The organism is Streptomyces sp. NPDC127068, assembly GCF_042724695.1.
Lineage (GTDB): Bacteria > Actinomycetota > Actinomycetes > Streptomycetales > Streptomycetaceae > Streptomyces.
Genome location: NZ_JBHXEN010000017.1, coordinates 1 through 17,185, shown reverse-complemented (window position 1 = coordinate 17,185; position 17,185 = coordinate 1). Strand labels below are relative to the sequence as shown.

General features: G+C 72.7%; 13 protein-coding genes, 3 tRNA genes and 1 pseudogene. 8 read left to right on the top strand and 9 right to left on the bottom strand.

The window, feature by feature from the left end; genetic code table 11:
* Window positions 1–4: 4 nt before the first annotated feature.
* The 4 genes from ACFWIA_RS13005 to purS form a co-directional block, all read right to left on the bottom strand.
* Window positions 5–601, bottom strand: coding sequence for an ArsR/SmtB family transcription factor (locus ACFWIA_RS13005; protein ID WP_387003282.1), 597 nt, complete (start codon window positions 599–601; stop codon window positions 5–7).
* A 160-nt stretch (window positions 602–761) separates the two neighbouring features.
* Window positions 762–3,017, bottom strand: a complete 2,256-nt coding sequence (gene purL, locus ACFWIA_RS13000) for a phosphoribosylformylglycinamidine synthase subunit PurL (RefSeq protein WP_387003280.1) — start codon at window positions 3,015–3,017, stop codon at window positions 762–764.
* Window positions 3,014–3,706: a phosphoribosylformylglycinamidine synthase subunit PurQ gene (gene purQ, locus ACFWIA_RS12995; RefSeq protein ID WP_387003278.1), complete on the bottom strand. Its 693-nt coding sequence runs from the start codon at window positions 3,704–3,706 to the stop codon at window positions 3,014–3,016. The genes purL and purQ overlap by 4 nt, the downstream gene beginning before the upstream one ends.
* Window positions 3,703–3,996 (bottom strand): phosphoribosylformylglycinamidine synthase subunit PurS, encoded by a 294-nt coding sequence (gene purS / locus ACFWIA_RS12990; protein WP_387003275.1) that lies wholly within the window; start codon window positions 3,994–3,996, stop codon window positions 3,703–3,705. The genes purQ and purS overlap by 4 nt, the downstream gene beginning before the upstream one ends.
* Window positions 3,997–4,321: 325 nt before the next feature.
* Here purS and ACFWIA_RS12985 point away from each other — a divergent pair, with 325 nt between their 5' ends.
* The 8 genes from ACFWIA_RS12985 (at window position 4,322) to ACFWIA_RS12950 (ending at window position 9,685) form a co-directional block, all read left to right on the top strand.
* Window positions 4,322–4,651, top strand: a complete 330-nt coding sequence (locus ACFWIA_RS12985) for an Lsr2 family protein (protein ID WP_387003272.1) — start codon at window positions 4,322–4,324, stop codon at window positions 4,649–4,651.
* 500 nt (window positions 4,652–5,151) lie between these two features.
* Window positions 5,152–5,223, top strand: a tRNA-Gly gene (locus ACFWIA_RS12980).
* A 79-nt stretch (window positions 5,224–5,302) separates the two neighbouring features.
* Window positions 5,303–5,375: transfer RNA gene (locus ACFWIA_RS12975), tRNA-Gly, on the top strand.
* A 180-nt stretch (window positions 5,376–5,555) separates the two neighbouring features.
* On the top strand, window positions 5,556–6,638 hold the full coding sequence (locus ACFWIA_RS12970) for an ABC transporter ATP-binding protein (protein ID WP_387003269.1): 1,083 nt from the start codon (window positions 5,556–5,558) through the stop codon (window positions 6,636–6,638).
* 86 nt (window positions 6,639–6,724) lie between these two features.
* Window positions 6,725–7,468, top strand: coding sequence for an ABC transporter permease (locus tag ACFWIA_RS12965; RefSeq protein WP_387003553.1), 744 nt, complete (start codon window positions 6,725–6,727; stop codon window positions 7,466–7,468).
* Window positions 7,469–7,566: 98 nt separating this feature from the next.
* Window positions 7,567–8,964 carry a sensor histidine kinase gene (locus ACFWIA_RS12960; RefSeq protein ID WP_387003266.1) on the top strand — a complete coding sequence of 466 codons (1,398 nt, stop codon included), beginning with the start codon at window positions 7,567–7,569 and terminating at the stop codon, window positions 8,962–8,964.
* A complete protein-coding gene (locus ACFWIA_RS12955) occupies window positions 8,961–9,590 on the top strand; it encodes a response regulator (protein WP_387003264.1) in 630 nt (209 codons plus the stop codon). The genes ACFWIA_RS12960 and ACFWIA_RS12955 overlap by 4 nt, the downstream gene beginning before the upstream one ends.
* A 22-nt stretch (window positions 9,591–9,612) precedes the next feature.
* Window positions 9,613–9,685: transfer RNA gene (locus tag ACFWIA_RS12950), tRNA-Gly, on the top strand.
* An 89-nt stretch (window positions 9,686–9,774) separates the two neighbouring features.
* Here ACFWIA_RS12950 and ACFWIA_RS12945 read toward each other — a convergent pair.
* The 5 genes and pseudogenes from ACFWIA_RS12945 to ACFWIA_RS12925 all read right to left on the bottom strand — a co-directional run.
* A complete protein-coding gene (locus ACFWIA_RS12945; protein WP_387003261.1) occupies window positions 9,775–10,674 on the bottom strand; it encodes a phosphoribosylaminoimidazolesuccinocarboxamide synthase in 900 nt (299 codons plus the stop codon).
* A gap of 108 nt (window positions 10,675–10,782) precedes the next feature.
* Window positions 10,783–12,351 (bottom strand): N,N-dimethylformamidase beta subunit family domain-containing protein, encoded by a 1,569-nt coding sequence (locus tag ACFWIA_RS12940; RefSeq protein ID WP_387003258.1) that lies wholly within the window; start codon window positions 12,349–12,351, stop codon window positions 10,783–10,785.
* Between the two features lie 250 nt (window positions 12,352–12,601).
* Window positions 12,602–14,524 (bottom strand): hypothetical protein, encoded by a 1,923-nt coding sequence (locus ACFWIA_RS12935; RefSeq protein ID WP_387003255.1) that lies wholly within the window; start codon window positions 14,522–14,524, stop codon window positions 12,602–12,604.
* 388 nt (window positions 14,525–14,912) lie between these two features.
* Window positions 14,913–16,166, bottom strand: coding sequence for a phosphoribosylamine--glycine ligase (gene purD / locus ACFWIA_RS12930; RefSeq protein ID WP_387003253.1), 1,254 nt, complete (start codon window positions 16,164–16,166; stop codon window positions 14,913–14,915).
* 176 nt (window positions 16,167–16,342) lie between these two features.
* A pseudogene (locus tag ACFWIA_RS12925) lies at window positions 16,343–17,185 on the bottom strand (DNA polymerase III subunit gamma and tau); the annotation flags it as partial.

Sequence of the window (17,185 nt, the reverse complement as noted above, 5' to 3'; positions counted from 1 at the left end):
GTGGTCATGGGGACTTCGCCAGGCTCAGGGCGACCAGCAGGGGGACCACGCGGGTGGACGGCACCTCGTACCGCCCGCGTCCCTGGGCGTGGAGCCAGCCGGCCGCGGTGAGTTGGCGCAGGTGGTGATAGGTCTGGCCGGTGGTGCCGAGGCCGTCCAGGCTCGTCAGCTCGGCAGCGGTGCGGCTGCCGGTCAGGACCTCCCGCAGCAGCCTCAGCCGTACCGGGTGACCGAGGGCGGCGAACGCTTCGGCCCGCTCCGACCAGTCGGCTTCGATGAGTCGGCCGGTGAGCTCGCCGTACTGCCACTCGTACCGCTCGCCTCCGGGGAGGGCGACCGCGCCGGTGAACAGGACGCCGCCGTCCTCCGCGACCGGGCCGGCCTCGGCGAGTTGTTCCTTGAAGCCCTCCAGTGCCCAGAAGTCAGCGCGGGGGGTGCCTTCGCTCACCGGCTGCTCCCGGGACGCCCCCGACTGCGCCGGTTCCTCGGGCGCCGCCCGTTCGTCGGGGGCGCGGAAGGCGCTCGGCTCGCCGGGTTCGTCCGCGTGCTCCAGGGCGGCCAGTCGGCGTTCCAGGGCGGTGACCCGCTGCTCCAGTTCCATGGCTCCATATTACGTAGTTACGTAATGGCGAACAATACTTCGTACGGGTGGCTTGGGGGGTGGTGGGCCGGGGCACGACTGAGCCCTCCGACCCGGCGGCTGCCGGACGGAGGGCTCAGTGGGGAAACGGTGGAGCAGTGGAACGGCGGGGCCGGCGCGGTCAGGCCAGCAGTGCCGGGATCGTCTCCTCGTGGGCGGCCTTCAGCTCCGCCAGGGACAACGTGAACTCGCCCTGCACCTCGATCGCGTCGCCGTCGACGACGCCGATCCGGGTGGCGGGCAGGCCCCGCGCCCCGCACATGTCGGTGAAGCGCAGCTCCTCCGACCGCGGAACGGCGACGACCGCGCGCCCCGTCGACTCGGAGAACAGGAAGGTGAACGCGTCGAGACCGTCGGGGACGACCAGTCGGGCGCCGTTCCCGCCGCGCAGGCAGGACTCGGTGACCGCCTGGACGAGCCCGCCGTCCGAGAGGTCGTGCGCCGCGTCGACCATGCCGTCGCGGGAGGCCGAGATCAGGATGTCGGCGAGCAGCCGCTCCCGCTCCAGGTCGACCACCGGCGGCAGTCCGCCCAGGTGCTCGTGGACGACCTGGGACCACGCCGATCCGCCGAACTCCTCGCGGGTGTCGCCGAGGAGGTACAGCAGCTGGCCCTCCTCCGCGAACCCGACCGGCGTGCGGCGCGTGACGTCGTCGATGACGCCGAGGACCGCGACCACCGGGGTGGGGTGGATCGCGGTGTCACCGGTCTGGTTGTAGAGGGAGACGTTGCCGCCGGTGACCGGGGTGCCGAGCACCTGGCAGGCGTCGGCGAGACCACGGGTGGCCTCCGCGAACTGCCACATCACCGCGGGGTCCTCGGGCGAACCGAAGTTCAGGCAGTTGGAGACGGCCAGCGGCTTCGCACCGGTCGTGGCGACGTTGCGGTACGCCTCCGCCAGCGCGAGCTGGGCGCCCGCGTAGGGGTCGAGCTTGGCGTACCGGCCGTTGCCGTCCGTCGCGACGGCGACACCGAGGTTGGTGTCCGCGTCGATGCGGATCATGCCCGAGTCCTCGGGCTGGGAGAGGACCGTGTTGCCCTGCACGAACCGGTCGTACTGGTCGGTGATCCACGCCTTGGACGCCTGGTTGGGCGAGGCGACGAGCTTGAGGACCTGGTCCTTGAGCTGCGCGGCGTCGGCCGGGCGGGGCAGCTTGTTCGCGTCGTCCGCCTGGAGGGTGTCCTGCCAGTCGGGGCGCGCGTACGGGCGCTGGTAGACGGGGCCCTCGTGGGCGACCGTGCGCGGCGGCACGTCGACGATCTGCTCGCCGTGCCAGAAGATCTCCAGCCGCTCGCCTTCCGTCACCTCACCGATGACGGTGGCGATGACGTCCCACTTCTCGCAGATCTCCAGGAAGCGTTCGACCTTGCCGGGCTCCACGATCGCGCACATGCGCTCCTGCGACTCGCTCATGAGGATCTCCTCGGGCGAGAGGGTCGCGTCGCGCAGCGGCACGGTGTCCAGGTCGACGCGCATGCCGCCGGAACCGGCGCTGGCCAGCTCGCTGGTGGCGCAGGACAGGCCCGCGCCGCCGAGGTCCTGGATGCCGTGGACCAGCTTCTCGGCGAAGATCTCCAGGGTGCACTCGATGAGCAGCTTCTCCTGGAAGGGGTCGCCGACCTGGACCGCGGGGCGGTTGGCCGGGACGCCGCTGCCGGCCTCGAAGGTCTCCGAGGCGAGCACCGAGACGCCGCCGATGCCGTCGCCACCGGTGCGGGCCCCGTAGAGGATGACCTTGTTGCCGGCGCCGGACGCCTTCGCGAGGTGGATGTCCTCGTGCTTCATCACGCCCACGCACAGGGCGTTGACCAGCGGGTTGCCCTGGTAACAGGCGTCGAAGACGACCTCTCCGCCGATGTTCGGCAGGCCGAGGCAGTTGCCGTAGCCGCCGACGCCCGCGACGACGCCCGGCAGGACGCGCTTGGTGTCGGGGTGCTCCGCGGCGCCGAAGCGCAGCGGGTCCATGACGGCGACCGGGCGGGCGCCCATCGCGAGGATGTCGCGGACGATGCCGCCGATGCCGGTGGCCGCGCCCTGGTAGGGCTCGATGTACGAGGGGTGGTTGTGCGACTCGACCTTGAAGGTGACCGCGTACCCCTGGCCGACGTCCACGACGCCCGCGTTCTCGCCGATGCCGACGAGGAGGGCCTCCGTGCGGGGGGCCTTCTCGCTGAACTGGCGCAGGTGGACCTTGCTGCTCTTGTACGAGCAGTGTTCGGACCACATGACCGAGTACATGGCGAGTTCGGCACCGGTCGGGCGGCGGCCGAGGATCTCGCGGATGCGGTCGTACTCGTCCCGCTTGAGGCCGAGCTGCTGCCAGGGCTGCTCGGCTTCGGGAGTGCCGGTCGCGTGCTTGACCGTGTCCAGCGTCATGCCACGGCTCCCTTCCGCACCAGGTTGTTCAGGATCGAGGTGAAGAACCCGAGGCCGTCGGTGCGGCCGGTGCCGATCAGTCCTTCGACGGCGTGCTCGGGGTGCGGCATCAGGCCGACGACGTTGCCCGCGGCGTTGGTGACGCCCGCGATGTCGCGCAGCGATCCGTTCGGGTTGACGTCCAGGTAGCGAAAGGCGACCCGGCCCTCGGCCTCCAGCTCGTCGAGGGTGCGCTCGTCGGCGACGTAGCGGCCGTCGATGTTCTTGAGCGGGACGGAGATCTCCTGGCCGGCGGTGTAGTCGGCGGTCCAGGCGGTGGCGGTGGTCTCGACGCGGAGCTTCTGGTCGCGGCAGATGAAGTGGAGGTGATTGTTCCGCAACATCGCGCCGGGCAGCAGATGGGTCTCGGTCAGCACCTGGAATCCGTTGCAGATTCCCAGGACCGGCATTCCCGCCTTTGCCTCCGCGATGATCGTCTCCATCACGGGCGAGAACCGGGAGATCGCTCCCGCGCGCAGATAGTCGCCGTACGAGAATCCACCCGGGAGGACGACGGCGTCGACCTGCTTCAGATCCTTGTCGCGGTGCCACAGCGGAACGGCCTCGGCTCCGGCGACCCGGACGGCGCGCTGGGTGTCGCGGTCGTCCAGGGTGCCCGGAAAGGTGACGACACCGATACGGGCGGTCACTTCGTTCCGGCCTTTCCGACGGCGGCATCCGCAGCGGACTCAGTGGCCTCGTCAACCCTGACGACGAAGTCCTCGATCACGGTGTTGGCCAGGAACGTCTCGGCCATCTCGCGAATGCGTGCGAGGGCGGCTTCGTCCACCGGCCCTTCGACCTCAAGTTCGAAACGCTTTCCCTGACGTACATCGGCGATGCCGTCGAAGCCCAGGCGGGGCAGCGCGCGCTGCACGGCCTGCCCCTGGGGGTCGAGGATCTCCGGCTTGAGCATGACGTCGACTACGACGCGTGCCACTGGCACTCCCGGTGTGTGGTGCTGAGCAGGTCGCTTCAGACTACCCGTACGAAATTTCTACCCGCGTAGATTCGTAGGTACCTACGTGACGGCCCTCACCCCGTCCAGGCAGGGTAGTCAACCTTCACCGAAAATCCCGGAAAAGACCGTCCCCGCAATAGACACGACACGTACCGGACACGCTGAGCGCAATAAAAGGTCTTCCCCGTTCAATGCCCTGCCCTGTACAAAGGAAAAGGCAATACCGATACTTTGCCTCAAGCAGCCGGACAGTCGGCATCACCGCACCTCAATGCGGCGAGGTCGCACGAAGGGACCGATATTCGTGGCGCAGCGTGTCGTAGTCACTCTCCACGACGACATCGACGGCGGAGAAGCGGCGGAAACGATCGCCTTCGGGCTGGACGGGACGTCGTACGAGATCGATCTCAATCAGGCCAATGCGAGGAAACTGCGTAAGGCCCTGGCCCCGTATGTGCACGCAGGTCGCAAGGCCCGGGCGGGGGCCCATCCCACCCCCCAGGTGTACCGGCACACCGCGTTGACGCCCGCTCCCTCGGCGGTCCGGGCCTGGGCCCGGTCGCACCAGATGAACGTGCCGCCGCGGGGACGCATCCCCAAGCGCGTGTACGAGGCGTTCGAGGCGGCCAACTGATCGGCCGGGCAGCCAACCGGCGGACTCGGCGCGGCACTTGCCCGCCCGGGGCCGAGCAGCCCAGCGCCTGAGCACCCCGGCGCGTCCCGGTGCCACCCGGTACACCCACTGTTCAGGGGGCTGGTCGGAGGTCTGTGCGGTGATCGATCCGGTGGTCGGGGCGGCGCCCTTCCGGCGGGCGGGCCCGCGACCCGTCCGGGTGGTGGTTCGCCGTCGGGCGGGGCGCGGAACGCCTTCGGGTGTAGCGGGCGGCGGAGGCCCTCACCCGCGGAGGTCCTCACCCGCGGAAGCCCTCACCCGGGAAGGTCCTCACCCGGGGAGCGGGTGGGAACCGGGAGCCCGTCGACGTCCCGGCGCCGCACCGTCCGCGCCCCGGCGCCACCCCCTCGATGTCCCGTCAACGTCCGCGCGGGGCACCGACTTGCGCAGCACCCCCCGTGATCCGTTAGAGTTTGGGCACGCCAACGGGGCGGGGCAGAAAAGCCCAGCTCAGAGGTCGTGCGGGTGTAGTTCAGTAGTAGAACATCCCCCTTCCAGGGGGAAGGCGCAGTGTGCAATTCCTGTCACCCGCTCTGCATCGCTTACCGACCACGCAAGTGGATCAGGTAGGGTGGTGCTCGCGCCGATCGGTGGAAGCCGGTCGGATGCCATGCGGACGTAGCTCAGTTGGTAGAGCGCAACCTTGCCAAGGTTGAGGTCGCGAGTTCGAGCCTCGTCGTCCGCTCAGGTCGTACTTCGTACGAATTCATCAAGCAAACCCCAGTCATCGGTAGTTGACTGGGGTTTCTTGCATGTGCGGCACCGTCCGCCGTTCCCTACCGGCTCCGCGACGTCTGACATTTGTCATGCTCAGTGATGACACCCCGCATCGGTTTCCGGACCCGCTCCGGGCCAAAATCGATGCATGACTACCGAAGCGACCGAAGAGCGCGTGATCGACGTCACCGATCTGCGTCGCGTCTACGGGGGCGGTCCCTCCGGGCGCGGCAAGACCGGCAAGAACGACGGGCCCGGCAGCGCCGCCGGGGGCGACCGGGGCGGGAGCGGCCCGCAGGACAAGACCTTCGAAGCCGTCCGGGGCGTCACGTTCTCCGTGCGCCGCGGCGAACTCTTCGCCCTGCTCGGCACGAACGGCGCGGGGAAGACCTCGACCCTCGAAGTGCTGGAGGGCCTCGCCACCCCGGCCTCCGGGCAGGTCCGCGTCCTCGGCCACGACCCGTACACGGAACGTGCCGTCATCCGCCCGCGGATCGGGGTGATGCTCCAGGAGGGCGGCTTCCCGTCCGAGCTGACGGTGAACGAGACGGTCCGGATGTGGGCCGGGTGCACCAGCGGCGCCCGCCCCGCGAACGAGGCCCTCGACCTCGTCGGCCTGCTCAAGCGCGGCCCCGTCCGGGTCAAGCAGCTCTCCGGCGGCGAACGTCGCCGGCTGGACCTGGCGCTCGCCCTGCTGGGCCGGCCCGAGGTGCTGTTCCTCGACGAGCCGACCACCGGGCTCGACGCCGAAGGCCGCCGGGACACCTGGGAGTTGGTGCGCGAACTGCGCGACAGCGGCACCACCGTGCTGCTCACCACCCACTACCTCGAAGAGGCCGAGGACCTGGCGGACCGGCTGGCGATCCTCCACGAGGGGCGCATCGCCGCCGAGGGCCGCGTCGCGGACGTCGTCGCCTCGCAGCCCTCGATCATCGCCTTCCAACTCCCCGACGGCTACCACGTGGGGGACCTGCCGCCGCTGGGTCAGCTCGGGGTCGCCGACCACGACGTCAACGGGCGGACCGTACGACTGCGCACCCATGAACTCCAGCGGGCCGCCACCGGTCTGCTCGTGTGGGCCGAACGGCAGTCGCTGGAACTCCGCGGGCTGGACGTCCGCTCCGCCTCGCTGGAGGAAGCGTTCCTGCGGATCGCGCGGGAAGCCGAGGGGCTCAGCGGCTCCACCGCCCCGACCAGCCAGAACCCCCACCCGAAGGAGCCGGCGCTGTGAGCACCGCCCCACCCCGGTCCGCCGATCCGACGGACCGCAGCACCCCCCGCAACGACGCCCGGGCCACCACCACCGCCACCGGGCGCATGGCCGCACTCGCCCGAGCCGAGCTGACCCTCCTGGTACGCAGCAAGGGCACCCTGTTCGCGGCGGCCTTCGTCCCGCTCATCCTGCCGTTCAGCGTGCGCGGCGCCGCCGAGAACATGGACCTCGAAGGCACCGGTCTGTCCATCGGGACGATCCTGCTGCCCGCGTCCATCGGATTCTCGCTGCTGTTCGCCGTCTACATGGCGCTCACCGGGATCTTCGTCACCCGTCGCGAGGAACTGGTCCTCAAGCGGCTGCGCGTCGGAGAGCTGCGGGACGTGGAGATACTCGGCGGCGCGGCCCTGCCCTCGGTGTGCATCGCCCTCGTCCAGACCCTGGTGCTCGTCACCGGCTGCATGGTCCTGCTGGACGTGGGCCTCCCCGAGGCCCCGCACCTGGCCGTCCTCGGACTGCTGCTCGGGATCGTGCTGTGCGCGGCGCTCGCCGCGGTGACCGCGGCGTTCAGCCGCAGCTCGGAGAGCGCACAGGTCACGGTCATGCCGCTGGTGCTGATCTCGATGATCGGTTCCGGGATCACCGTGCCGCTGGAGATCTTCCCCGACGGGCTCGCCCGGGTCGGTGAGCTGCTGCCGCTGACCGGCGCGATCGCCCTGGTCCGCGCCGGCTGGACCGGAGCGCTGTCCGGCGGCGAGATCCTGACCGCCCTGGCCACGGCGGTGGCCTGGGCCGCGCTCTCGGTGTTTGCTGTACGCCGGTGGTTCCGTTGGGAACCACGGCACTGACCGCGAGGACGCGTCCGCCGGGGTCGCCCGCCGCCGGGCGCGCCCGGCGGCGTACCGGACGGGTGAGCAGGAGCGGGGTGAGGGGGGTGAGCGGGGTGATGCGTCGACCGGACGCCTGGTGGCGTGACAAGAGCACGACGGCGAAGGTCGAGTCGTACACCCGCGGGTCCTTCCACCTGTTCGCGCTGATCGAGATCGCCGTCGCCGGGATCGTGCCCCTGACCAGCGTGCCGCGGGCCATGGGAGTCGTGGTGCTGGTGCTGGTGCTGGCGCACGCGGGGCTGATCTCGCTCGCGGTGTCCCGGTCCCTCGACTGGGTCTGCGGGACCCGCGGCAAGCCCGGCGGCGCCCTGCTGCTGCTCGCCGCGGGCACCGCCGTGATCGCCGTGACCGCGCTGCTGCTCGCGGTCTGGGGCATCGACCTGGACAGCCAGGCCCGTGCCGAACAGGACCGCATGTCCGCGGGCGGCGCCTACTACCTCACGATCGTGTCCTTCGGCGCGGGCACCCTCGCGCTCGGCATGCGCGGGACCCGGCAGGTCCTCACGATGGTCTGCACGGCGGGCGCCCTCGCCGCGGGCGGCGCGCTCGCGGTGGGGTTCACGCCGGTGCAGGCGCTGGTGATGGGCCTGATGATCACGATCTTCAGCGGGTTCGTCGCCCTGACCTCCTCGTTCTCCATCTGGCTGCTGACCGTCGTGATCGAGCTGGACGAGGCCCGCGAGACCCGGACCCGGCTGGCCGTCGCCGAGGAGCGGTTGCGCTTCGGGCGGGACCTGCACGACGTACTGGGCCGCAACCTGGCCGTCATCGCGTTGAAGAGCGAACTGGCCGTGCAGTTGGCCCGTCGGGAGCGGCCCGAGTCGGTGGAGCAGATGGTGGAGGTGCAGCGGATCGCGCAGGAGTCCCAGCGGGAGGTGCGGGAGGTCGTCCGGGGCTACCGGGAGGCCGATCTGTCCGCCGAACTCGCCGGGGCGCAGGGCGTCCTCACCGCCGCCGGGATCGCCTGCCGGGTGACCGGTTCGGCGGCCGGGCTGCCCCCGCAGGTGCAGTCGGTGCTCGGCTGGGTGGTGCGGGAGGCCACCACGAACGTCTTGCGGCACGGTGACGCCGAACGGTGCGCGATCGTCCTCGCGCGGGAGGACGGGACGGTGACCCTGACCGTGGAGAGCGACGGGGTGACCCCGACCGCCGGGGCCACCGGGACGGGCGGCACCGGGCTCGCCGGGCTACGGGAGCGGTTGGCCCGGGTCGGCGGCACCCTGGAGGCCGGGACCGCGGGGGCCACTGGTGCCGCTGGGGCTGCTGGGTCCACCGGGGCCGCCGAGCGGATCGGGGGGCGGATCGGGGGGCGGGTGTTCCGGGTCGCGGCCCGCGTGCCCCTGACCCCGGACGAAACGGATGCGTCCGCTGCGGCCGGTGCGGACCCGGCGTCGGGCGGGGTCCACGGACGGCGGGGCGGCGACACGTCGACCCCTCGGGAGGCAACGGAATGAGCACGGCAGACGGGAGCCCCGGCGTACGGGTGCTGCTCGCCGACGACGAACACCTGATCAGGGGCGCACTCGCGGCCCTCCTCGCCCTGGAGGACGACCTCCGGGTGATCGCCCAGGCGGCGTCCGGCCCCGAAGCGCTCGCGATGGCCCGTGCCCACCGCCCCGACGTCGCCGTCCTGGACCTCCAGATGCCCGGCGCGGACGGTGTGAGCGTGGCCACATCCCTCCGGGCGGAACTCCCCGACTGCCGGGTGCTCATCGTCACCAGCCACGGCCGCCCCGGTCATCTGAAACGGGCCCTCGCGGCGGGCGTGCGGGGCTTCGTCCCGAAGACCGTGAGCGCCCAGCGGCTCGCCGAGATCATCCGTACCATCCACGGGGGAAACCGCTACGTCGACCCCGAGTTGGCGGCCGACGCGATCTCCGCCGGAGACTCCCCGCTGACCGCCCGGGAGGCCGAGGTGCTGGAGCTCGCCGCCGACGGGGCGCCCGTCGCGGAGATCGCGGAGCGCGCCGCGCTGTCCCCGGGAACGGTCCGCAACTACCTGTCGTCGGCCGCGACGAAGCTCGGCGCGGAGAACCGGCACACCGCGGTGCGGCTCGCGCGCGAGCGCGGTTGGGTATAGTGGGCTCCGCCCTCGGGCACCTGCGGACGTAGCTCAGTTGGTAGAGCGCAACCTTGCCAAGGTTGAGGTCGCGAGTTCGAACCTCGTCGTCCGCTCAGGATCGTACGCAGTACGCGGGTGAAGCCCCGGCCGACCACATCGGCCGGGGCTTCACCCGTTCCCGGGGCCCGGAATCCCTGGGGCATCACGCCCAGGACGTGCCCGTCAGACGTTCGTACGCCTCCAGGTACTTCGCCCGGGTCGCCGCCACGACCGCCTCGGGCAGCACCGGCGGCGGCACCTCGGCGGCCCGCTCCCAACCGGACGCGGAGGACGTCAGCCAGTCCCGTACGTACTGCTTGTCGTAGGAGGGCTGGGCGTGGCCCGGCTCCCAGGTCTCGGCCGGCCAGAAGCGGGACGAGTCCGGGGTCAGCACCTCGTCCGCGAGGGTCAGCACCTCCCCGTCGAACCCGAACTCGAACTTGGTGTCCGCGAGGACGATGCCGCGCGAGCGGGCGACGTCCCGGGCGCGGGCGTAGACGGCGAGGGTGGTGTCCCGCAGCACCTCGGCGGTGTCCGCGCCGACCTGGCGGACGACCTCCTCGAAGCTGACGTTCTCGTCGTGCTCGCCGACCGCCGCCTTGGTCGCCGGGGTGAAGATCGGCTCGGGCAGCTCGGAGCCGTCGCCGAGCCCCTCGGGCAGCGGGATGCCGCAGACCGTGCGGGACTGCCGGTACTCGACGAGGCCGGAGCCGGTGAGGTAACCGCGGGCCACGCACTCCACCGGGACCATCCGCAGCGACTTGCACACCAGGGTGCGGCCCGCCCAGTCGGTCGGCGCGCCCGCGGGCAGCTCGGTGCTCAGGACGTGGTTCGGGGCGAGGTCGGCGAGCTGGTCGAACCACCACAGGGACAGCCGGGTCAGCACGCGCCCCTTGTCGGGGATCTCCGTCGGCAACACCCAGTCGTAGGCGGAGATCCGGTCACTGGCCACCATCACCAGGTCCCCCGCGTCGTTGCGGTACAGGTCCCGCACCTTGCCGGTGTGCAGATGCACCAGCCCCGGAACCTGAAGCGGTTCGGGCTTTTCGACGAATCCGGACACGAGGCCTCCCCGTGGTTCTGTACGAGTGCTGCCGTGATTGTCCCGCACCGGCGCGGTGGACCTCGGGGCGGGGCGCGCGAGGGCGTGACAGCGGTGGCGTGCGCCGGCTCAGTCGCGCTTGCAGATGCGGTCGAGGAGGTTCGCGGTGGCCCGCTGCACCCGCGGGTCGACGTGCCCGGGCCGGTCCAACGCGGGTGACCAGGCGAAGGTGCCCGAGGCGAAGACCAGCGCCCCGGACGGTGCGCGGTACAGGGACGTCTCCTGGTGGCGCCGGCCGCCCTCGGTGTCCCGGTACGGGGAGTGCGCGAGGAGGACGCGCTCCTGGTGCCCGGGGAGCGGAGCCCGCGGGAAGTAGCGGTCGGCCTCCCCGGCGACCAGGCCCGGCAGCTCGTCGCCCTCGTGCGCGCCGGTCGCCTCCCACAGCCAGTGGCCGGCGTTGCGGACGATCAACGGTTGGGGTTCGGGGACCCGGCCCGCGTACTGGATGCCGATGAGCTGCTGCTCGGGCCGGTCGGCCTCCCGCCACAGCGCGGACTTGCCGGGCCCCCGGCGCTTGCGGCAGACCAGCAGCCGGTCCGGAGTGCCGGACGCGGACGGGCTCAACTCGACCTGCCAGTACATGGTGTTGGCGGACAGGAACACCAGCGAGGTGCCCTGCTCCCGGGCCAGTTCGGTGGTGCGGCGCATGTTCGCCGACCAGTACTCGTCGTGCCCCGGGAAGACCAGCCCCCGGTACCGGCTGGGGTCCACCCGGCCCGCGTGCAGATCGGTGGCGTCCGCGTACGCCAGGTCGTAGCCGTACCGCTCGGCCCAGCGGATGAAGTCGTAGGCGTGCCCCACGTGCAGGGGCAGCCCCGCACCGGCGAACGGCCGGTCGAAGGAGACGGTCGTCGCGGCTTCCGACTCGCCGAGCAGCCGGCCGCCCCCGTCCCACGCGTGGTAGAGGCTCGCACCCGTCCGACCGTTCTCCGGGTACAGGTTGTACGCCTGCCAGGTGATGTCCGGCAGCAGCAGGAGCAGGTCCGCGGGACGGTCGTCGCGCACCGTGAACGGGATGTGCGAGCGGTACCCGTCGACGGTGGTCAACACCGCGACGTACGCGCCCGGGTTCCAGTACGAGGGCACCTGGAGCCGCCAGGACAACCACCAGTGGTGACAGGAGACCGTGCGGTCGGCGGTCAGCGGGGCGGGCTGGACGATGCCCGACAACCGGGGACTGGTGGCGATCTTCGAAGCGCCGTCACCCGCGTAGTGGCCGATGCGGTAGACGTCCACGCCGAACTGCTGCGGCGGGTTGACCGTGATGTGGAAGTCGATGGCCGCGCCCGGGGCGACCGCGGCGGTGGACGCGAACCCCTTGATCTGACAGCGCACGTCGTCGGCGGTGCGCAACCCCGAGGACGAGCGGGGCGCGGGCACCCGGGCACCCGGCCGGGCGGTACGGGCCGGGGCGGGAACTCCGGGGCGGTCACGGAGGCGGGCCGCGTCCGGCGGGGTGTCGACGTACCAGGGGACGACCTGTCCCGTGTCGTCGAAGAAGTGCTCACGGCCCCGCAACCAGGGGAGGGGGCCCAGGCCGAAGGGGTCGTTCACCGCGTGGGCGAGGGCACCCGACTCCCAACGGCTGATGTGCCGCGGCTTCTCGCGCGGGGTCTGTTCCTCGTCCTTCGGCGCCATGCGGTCCCCTCCCTGAGTCCCCCGGGCCCGGTCCTCCGCCCGGGCGCTGCGCCGCGGGGCGGACCCAGCACATCACATTACGCACGCGTTCCGTCACCGTTCGTCGTTATTTGGCGGTGTTCCATGCGTCCTGAGCGGGTACACGGCACGTTCGGGGGACGGCTCCGCCCTCCGCTGCGCCCCCTTGTCCGGCGTTCACGCGTTCGCCGAGTGCCGTGGGCCGGTCAACCGGGGCGTGCGGAACGGGCGTTCAGACCAGGCGCAGCGGCTTGTCGGTGCGGACGCACCGGTCGCTGAGCCAGCCGCGCAGGGGTGCGGGGTCGCCCCGGTCCACCAGGGTCAGGACCCGGGCCGGGAGGTCGGCGACCCGTTCCCCGGCGATGAGCAGCGAGGGGCCGTCCAGCCAGTCGAGGCCGGGGGCCGCGCCCGCGGTGTCGACGGCCGCGCAGCAGACCGTCGCCAGTACGTGTTCGGCCAGCAGGTCCCGGCCGCTGCGCGGCGGCTGGAGCGGGAAGAGGGGCAACACGCCCTCGTTCCACAGGACCTCGTCGGCGGACCGGCCGGCGGGGGTGCCGCCCGGGCGGGCCGGGCCCTCCTCGCGGGCGAGTTGGGCGGTGAGCGCCGCGGCCAGTTCCCCGGAGCGGAGGGTGCCGGGGGCTTCTTCGTCGCCGTCTTCGTCGTACGTCGCGTCTTCGTCGTACGTTCCGACCTCGTCGTGCGTCGCGTGGTCGTCGTGCGTCGCGTGGTCGCCGGGGGCTTTGCTGGTGGGGGTGTTGCTGGTCGGGGTGTTGCTGGTGGGGTCCGGGGGGAGGTGCCCCGGTCCGGCTATCGGGGCGGGGGTGGTGGGCTGCCCGGGGTCGGACGGTGTGGGTGTGGGTGTCGGCAGGGTCAGGTGGTCGAGGACCCGGGCCAGCGTCGGACCGCCGCCGCCCCGTGGCACGCCCGCCGCGTCCAGGACCCGGTGCAGTCGGGCCGCCTCGGTGCGCCAGGTGCGGTCCACGACCTCCTCGGGGTACGCCTGCCAGGCCACGGGGGCCCAGTCCCGCCCCGTCTCGGCGGGCCCGCCGTGGAACAGCCGCGCGGCGAGCAACGAGGCGGCCTCGTCGACCGCCCCGGGCTCCTCCAGCAGGTCGCAGGCGGGGCGTTCGCCGAGCCGGGCCGCGAACCCCTCGGCGAGCCGGTCCCGTCGGGAGAGTTCCGTCAGCGCGGCGACGACCCCGGCGTCGAGCCGCGCGGGCCAGCGGCCGACCCGCCACGCGGGCAGCGCCACCCTGGTCAGCAGCCGGTCCCAGCCCGCGTACGCGAGCCCGACCTGTTCCTGCGCGACGATCCGCAGCCCGTAGTCGACCTCCTGCGCACGCTCGGCCGCCGCTGCGGCGACCCCGCGCTCCATCTCCGTGGCGTCGGTGCGGCAGGCCCGCAGCATCAGGCGCGCGACGCCCCCCGTCACGCCGAGCGCGAGCCGTGCGAGCGGGCCGCGACCCGGTTCGGACGCGACGGCGACCGCGGCGTCGAGCCCGCGGACGAAGCGCCGGGCGGCGGCGATGTCGGGGTGCGCGGAGGGGCCGGTGCCCGCGACGACGGGAGCGAGGACGGCCCGCAGTTCGGCGACCCGCATCCACCACAGGAACGGTGACCCGATGATCAGTACGGGGGCCTCCCGGCCCGTGTCCCGGTCCCTCGGGGGCTTGCGCCGGCGTGCCGCCGGGTTCCCCGCGGTGGGGCCGGCGGCCGGGTCCGTGCCGGGGGACGGCTTCTGCGACCGGTGCGTACGGTCCTCCAGCCAGCTGTCACAGTCGGGGGTGAGGGCCACCGCCGAGGGGGCGGGCACGTCGAGACGGTCCGCGAGGTCCCGGACCAGCCGGTACAGATCGGGCGCGGAACTCTCACTGATCGGCACGGTCGGACTGACCGCCGGTCGGGACCGCGTCACGACCAGTCCGATGCCCGCCGCCACGAGCAGCACCGCGACGGCCGTCCCGGTGAGCACCCAGCGGGCCACGTCCCAGCCGCCGCCCCGGGCGAAGTGCCCGCTCACCTGACCCGCGAACAGTACGACCGCGGCGGCGGCGGGCAACAGGGCGACGGCCGTGGCCCTGCTGCGGACCCGCAGCACGGCGAGGGCCCGGGAGCGCGCGGACAGCGCGGTCACCTCCACACCCGTGTCGGACACGACCGGACCTCACCCCCTACCGTCCGCCCGGGGCGATCCGGCGACCGGACCGCTTCGGGGCTCCTTTGGCGTTGTTCACTCCCCCACTGTGGCACCGCCCCACGACATCGCAATGCCGCTGGGCCAAGTGCCGGAACGCATGCGCCGCACCCTAGTTGGGCCCCCGGCCGTCGTCAGCCGTATAGACCATTGGTCACTCGATGGAATGGCTTTGGGTAGAGGTGGCTGGCAAATGCTGGCGGCAACACGAACACGTGCCCGAGTGCGTACGGCTCCTCCGGACGCCTCTGGACGCCTCCGGACGTGCGACGGCCCCGGTGCGGTACGGGGTGCGTACCGGGCCGGGGCCGTGCGGAGGATCACCGGGCCGCGGGGCCGGGCGGGGCGGTCACGCGTCGGCCGCCGCCTTCGCCGCGATGTCGGTACGGTGCTGACCGCCGTCGAGCCCGATGCGCCCGACCGCCGTGTACGCGCGCTCGCGGGCCTGCGTGAGGTCGGCGCCGGTCGCCGTCACCGACAGGACGCGTCCACCGGCGCTGAGCACCCGGTCCCCGTCCTGCGCCGTGCCCGCATGCAGCACGTACGCGTGCGGCGCGTCCTCGGCGGCCACCGCGTCCAGCCCCTCGATGGGGTCACCGGTGCGCGGGGTCCCCGGGTAGTTGTGCGAGGCGACGACGACGGTGACCGCCGCGTCGCCGCTCCAGCGCAGGGGCTCGATGTCGGCGAGGGTGCCCCGGGCCGCGGCCCTCAGCACCCCGGCGAGCGGGGTGCGCAGCCGGGCGAGGACGACCTGCGTCTCGGGGTCGCCGAAACGGGCGTTGAACTCGATGACCCGCATCCCGCGCGAGGTGATCGCCAGCCCCGCGTACAGCAACCCGGAGAACGGGGTGCCGCGCTTGCGCAGCTCGTCCACGGTCGGCTGGAGGACGTGTTCCAGCACCTCGGAGACCAGCCCGGGGTCGGCCCACGGCAGCGGAGAGTACGCGCCCATGCCACCGGTGTTGGGGCCTTCGTCGCCGTCCAGCGCCCGCTTGAAGTCCTGCGCGGGCTGGAGCGGGACGACCGTCGTCCCGTCGGTGATCGCGAAGAGCGAGACCTCGGGACCGTCGAGGAACTCCTCGATGACGACGCGTTCGCAGGCCGCCGCGTGCTCCCGGGCGGCCGTCAGGTCATCGGTGACGACGACGCCCTTGCCGGCGGCGAGCCCGTCGTCCTTGACCACGTACGGAGCGCCGAACGCGTCGAGCGCCTCGTCGGCCTCCTGCGGGTCGGTGCACACGTAACTCCGGGCGGTCGGCACCCCGGCGGCGGCCATGACGTCCTTGGCGAACGCCTTGGAGCCCTCCAGTGCCGCCGCCTCGCGCGAGGGGCCGAAGCAGTCGATGCCCGCGGCGCGCACGGCGTCGGCGACCCCGGCCACCAGGGGGGCCTCGGGGCCGACGACGACGAGGTCGGCTTCGAGGCGCGCGGCGAGCGCCGCCACGGCGGCCCCGTCGAGCGCGTCGACCGCGTGGAGTTCCGCCACCTCGGCGATGCCTGCGTTCCCGGGCGCGCAGTGCAGGGAGGTGACGTCGGGATCGAGGGACATTGAGCGGCACAGGGCGTGTTCGCGGGCGCCGCCGCCGATGACGAGGACCTTCACGCCCGCCAGCCTAACCGTCGGCCCGCCCCGGCTCGTGCGGGTGTCCGATGCTCGGACGCCCCCGGGCTGGGAGGTTCCTACGAACCACGGCCCCGACGGACGGCTGTTCTCCTCCGGTTCCACGGATTCCTTCATGCGTGGTCCACGGGTGAAGGAACCCGTGGTCGCCCGCCGGCTCACTCGTTGGAGAACTCCTCCAGGACGGTCGCGCCCAGTTCGCGGACGATGAGGTCGTGGCCGGAGAGGGCGGACTCGTCGAGGTCGGGGTCGTCGTCCTCGGGGACGTCGTCCTCCGGCGCCACGGAGCGCACCGGTTCCGGCGCGTGGTGGCGGGCCGGTGGCGGCGGGGCGGCGGGCGCCGACTGACCGCCGGGGCCCGGGGCACCGCCCGAGGGCTGCGGGGCGGGGGGCGCGGACTGCTGCGGGGCGGGCGGCCGGGGCGCCGCGGGGGCGGAACCGTAGGCGGGCGGCGCCGCCTGGGGAGCGGCGGGGCGTCCGCCGAAGTTCCCCGCGGCGGGCGGCGGTGCGGAGCCCCCCGAGGGGTCGACGATCGCCTCGACCCTCCACTGGACGCCGAACTGTTCGCTGAGGGCCTGCCGCAGGACGTCCTCGCTGCCGCTGCTCGCGAAGTTGTCGCGCGCGCCGGCGTTGACGAACCCGAGTTGGATGGTGGTGCCGTCGAAGCCGGCGACCTGGGCGTTCTGGCTGAGCAGGATCCAGGTGAAGCGGCGCCGGTTCTTGACGGCTTCGAGGATGTTCGGCCAGAGGGCGCGGGGGTCGAGCCCGCCGGCGGGCGGCGCCGTGTGGGCGGGGGCGGCGGGTGCCCGGGGCGGCTGGGCCGCGGGCGCCGGAGCGGTGGGCTGGGTCGGCTGGGCGGGCGGTGCGGTGGGGCTGGCCGCCGGCGCGGGGCCGCTGCCCGCGGCGGCGGGGGTGGGCCACCCCCCCGGGCGCCCCCCCTGACACTTATACAACAAAGAAGCAGCCGACCATTTAGGGAGTGGATATAACGGGGGTCGGCG

Excerpts from the sequence above, each read along its gene's own strand:
- ACFWIA_RS12965 (WP_387003553.1), top strand. The coding sequence starts at position 6,725 with ATGGCCGCACTCGCCCGAGCCGAGCTGACCCTCCTGGTACGCAGCAAG.
- ACFWIA_RS13005 (WP_387003282.1), bottom strand. The coding sequence starts at position 601 with ATGGAACTGGAGCAGCGGGTCACCGCCCTGGAACGCCGACTGGCCGCC.
- ACFWIA_RS12940 (WP_387003258.1), bottom strand. The coding sequence starts at position 12,351 with ATGGCGCCGAAGGACGAGGAACAGACCCCGCGCGAGAAGCCGCGGCAC.
- ACFWIA_RS12970 (WP_387003269.1), top strand. The coding sequence starts at position 5,556 with ATGACTACCGAAGCGACCGAAGAGCGCGTGATCGACGTCACCGATCTG.
- ACFWIA_RS12960 (WP_387003266.1), top strand. The coding sequence starts at position 7,567 with ATGCGTCGACCGGACGCCTGGTGGCGTGACAAGAGCACGACGGCGAAG.
- purL (WP_387003280.1), bottom strand. The coding sequence starts at position 3,017 with ATGACGCTGGACACGGTCAAGCACGCGACCGGCACTCCCGAAGCCGAG.
- ACFWIA_RS12955 (WP_387003264.1), top strand. The coding sequence starts at position 8,961 with ATGAGCACGGCAGACGGGAGCCCCGGCGTACGGGTGCTGCTCGCCGAC.